3 protein-coding genes are annotated in these 3,860 nt (G+C 45.6%); all 3 read left to right on the top strand.

All coding sequences use genetic code 11. From position 1 onward, the window contains the following. Positions 1-99 precede the first annotated feature (99 nt). A complete protein-coding gene (locus tag AC4EVX_RS12750) occupies positions 100-1,518 on the top strand; it encodes an SPFH domain-containing protein (protein WP_490160344.1) in 1,419 nt (472 codons plus the stop codon). 180 nt (positions 1,519-1,698) lie between these two features. Then, a complete protein-coding gene (locus AC4EVX_RS12745) occupies positions 1,699-2,790 on the top strand; it encodes a hypothetical protein (RefSeq protein WP_490160343.1) in 1,092 nt (363 codons plus the stop codon). A 23-nt stretch (positions 2,791-2,813) separates the two neighbouring features. Next, positions 2,814-3,692: a TPM domain-containing protein gene (locus tag AC4EVX_RS12740; protein ID WP_490160342.1), complete on the top strand. Its 879-nt coding sequence runs from the start codon at positions 2,814-2,816 to the stop codon at positions 3,690-3,692. The last annotated feature ends 168 nt before the right edge of the window (positions 3,693-3,860 follow it).

The following is a 3,860-nucleotide window of genomic DNA, read 5'->3' as shown; positions in this document are numbered from 1 at the left end:
AAATATTGAATTTTCAAGGTTCAACACACCGTACCGGTGTGGGAAGTTTTAGTTATTTATTTGTGAATTGCAAAATACATTGCGAAAGGAAACGGAAGTATGGGACTTATTCGAGCAGGAATTGGGGCACTGGGTGGTACACTTGCGGATCAGTGGAAGGAATTTTTCTATTGCGATGCTCTGCCAAATGATGTTTTGATGAGAAGAGGTCAGAAGCGAACGGGGAGACGTTCTTCTAATACGAGAGGAAATGATAACATTATTTCCAATGGTTCCGGGATTGCAGTGGCAGATGGTCAGTGTATGATCATTGTGGAACAGGGCAAGATCGTGGAGGTCTGCGCAGAGCCGGGTGAATTTACATACGATACGTCCACAGAGCCATCTGTTTTTGTTGGAGGTCTTGGAGAGGGCATCAAGGCGACGTTTAAGACAATTGGAAAGCGTTTCACTTACGGCGGAGATACAGGCAAAGACCAGCGCGTGTATTATTTCAATACGAAAGAGATCATTGACAATAAGTTTGGCACGCCGAGTCCGATTATGTTTGAGGTCGTCAATAAGCGAATTGGGATCAGCCGTACCGTACAGGTTCGCTGTAATGGCGTCTACACCTATGTGATTTCTGACCCATTGCGGTTTTATACGAGACTTTGCGGAAATGTGGAATATGAGTTTACGCGAGACCAGATTGACGCTCAGCTGAAAGCAGAGTTTATTGATGCCTTACAGCCGGCTTTTGGAGAGTTGGCAGAGCAGGAGCTTCGTCCGGCGCAGATTCCGGCAAAGGCAAATGCGCTTAAAGCAGCGATGAACAATGCCTTAAAGCAGGAATGGATCGAGAATCGAGGGATTTCGGTTGAGAAGATTGCGTTGAATCCGATCACTCTCACGGAAGAAGATCTGAAGAAAATTAATGAGATGGAGGATGCGGCGAGTGTCGGTGCGAATCCATTCATGATGGCAGGACGCATGACGAATGCGACCGCAGATGCCATGCAGACTGCGGCAGGGAATTCTGCTGGTGCGATGACAGGATTTATGGGCATGGGAATGACTGGAATGGGGGCGCAGGGCGGATTTGCCTCGGCTCAGAACCTTTATAATATGGGGGTCCAGAACCAGATGAACCAACAGATGCTCAATCAACAGAGGATGAATCAGCAGATGGCAGGTGCTAAGGATGCCGGACTTGGTGCGCTGAATGAAATGAGTGGTACAGGAGCAGCTTTACAGACATCTTCACAGGTGGGAGCATCGGAGAATGGAGATGCATGGAAATGCAGCTGTGGCGCAATGGCAACCGGAAAGTTTTGTTCGGAATGTGGAGCGAAGAGACCGGAGCCGGTGAAGATCGGTTCATGGAAATGCAAATGCGGAGCGATTGCAACGGGTAAATTTTGCTCAGAGTGCGGTTCACCGAGACCGGTCGATGAGAGCTGGACTTGTTCGTGCGGAGCTGTGAATAAGGGAAAATTCTGTTCAAACTGTGGGGCAAAGAATCCGTATCTCGGATGATTGAGTTTAAATCATAATTGCCGATTGTTCGTGTATTGTGCGAATTGTGAAATGTGAAGATGAGTGGTACTAAGCGATATATGAACATGGATATATAGATAATATATAGATATATATGCAGGATACAGAGGATGAGCTCATAGCTCATGGGAAGCATGAGAAAAGTGAGGTGATGAGGATATGCCGACAATGCAGGAATATAAATGTCCTTGTTGCGGGGGATCGCTTGCGTTTGACAGTACTGTTCAAAAAATGAAGTGTCCGTTCTGTGACACGGAATTTGAGATGGAGACGCTTCAAAATTATGATGCAGAATTGCAGAAGGAACAACCGGACCAGATGAAATGGGAGACGACTGCCGGAAAAAAATGGGAAGCAGGTGAAACGGAAGGTCTTCGATCATTTATCTGTAACTCCTGTGGGGGAGAAATCATCGCAGACGTTAATACGGGTGCGACAGCCTGTCCATTTTGCGGGACGCCGATCGTGATGATGGATCAGTTTTCCGGAACTCTAAAGCCTGATCTGGTGATTCCGTTTAAACTGGACAAGAAGTCAGCGAAGCAGGCTCTTAACCGATATTTGACTGGAAAGCGTCTTTTACCCAAGATTTTTAAAGATCAGAATCACATTGAGGAAATCAAGGGAATTTATGTTCCGTTCTGGCTTTTTGACACAGATGCGGATGCTCAGGTGCGCTATCGGGCGACAAAGGTGCGCAGTTGGAGTGATCGGAATTATTATTATACAGAGACGAGGTATTTTCTGCTTCATCGGGAAGGCAAGGTGGCATTTGAAAATGTTCCTGTGGATGGTTCTGCCAAGATGGCGGATGAACTGATGGAATCCATCGAGCCGTATGATTGTTCGCAGGCAGTAGATTTTCAGACAGCTTATCTGGCGGGATATTTGGCGGATAAGCATGATGTGACAGCAGAAGAGAGCATTGAGCGGGCAAATACGCGTGTAAGACGTTCCACAGAGGAGGCATTTCGGAATACGGTGCAGGGATATGCCACAGTTATGCCGGAGAACAGCAGGATTCAGCTTCATGGTGGAAAGGCAAAGTATGCGCTGTATCCAGTGTGGCTTTTGAATACAACTTGGAATGGAAAGAAATATACGTTTGCGATGAATGGTCAGACCGGAAAATTTGTCGGAGATCTTCCAGTTGATAAATCGGTTGCTGTGAAATGGATGCTGGGGTTAACGGCTGTGTTCAGTGTTCTCACTTATGGAGGAGTTTACCTGTTGCATCTGGTTGGAATTTAAGCAGGGAGGGAGAGCGGAATAGAATGATGAAAAAGAAAAAATTAAAGCGATTACGCCTGTTTCTGTGGATGCTCCTTGTCTGCCTGATATATTGTGGTTTGATGGTGATGTCAGCTTTTGCCAAGGGGGGATTTGCGGATGAGTACGATCGAGTCAGTGATCTGGCAGGAGTTCTCACGAAAGCGGAAGAGTATGATCTTCAGGAACGCTTGGATGAAATCAGTATTCGTCAGAAGATGGATGTGACGCTTGTGGTGACTCCGGATCTGGGTGGATATGATCGTGTGTCAGATTATGCAGAGAATATCTATGAATCTTGCAAGTTTGGTTATGGAAAAGAAAAAGATGGGATTTTGCTTCTCATCAGCATGGAAGATCGTGATTGGTACATTGATACACATGGGTTTGGGATTACTGCGTTTACAGATGCAGGAATTGAATACATAGGGGAAGCGATGACACTGGATCTTGCAGATGGAGACTATGCGCAGGCTTTTGAGACATATGCTTCTCTGTGTGATGATTTTATCACGCGTGCGAGAAATGGAAATCCTTATGATAATGAAGATTTTTCCGAAGAGAAAATGCCGGTGATGTGGATTCCTCTTTCTATTTTGATTGGGGCGGGACTTGCCGGAGTAGTTGTTGGCAGTATGGTTAGTGGAATGAAGACGGTTCGCCCGCAGGCGACTGCAAACAGCTATGTAAAAAAAGGCAGTTTTCATTTGAATGCAAGTCGTGATCTCTTTCTCTATCACACAATCGCGCGCACCGCAAAACCGAAGGATAGCAAAACATCCGGAGGTGGCGCACATAACAGTAGTAGTGGTACTATGCATGGAAGCAGTACGCACAGATCGGCTTCCGGTTCGACTCACGGAGGTCGAGGTGGAAAGTTTTGATGAGAAATGTTAATTGCGCATTAATAAATTTGCCTATTAATCCTGAATTATTCACGGCAAAGCCGTGATTGTGGCTGAAAGCCACATAGTTACTGTATTTTAATTGCATATTGCTTTTCACTTGTTAAGTGAATAAAAAAGAGCATCCATTTGTGGTAAAATTAAGGT

Source organism: Brotaphodocola sp. (assembly GCF_983179755.1).
The sequence above is the reverse complement of the archived record's forward strand: the minus strand, read 5'-3'. Positions and strand labels throughout refer to the sequence as shown.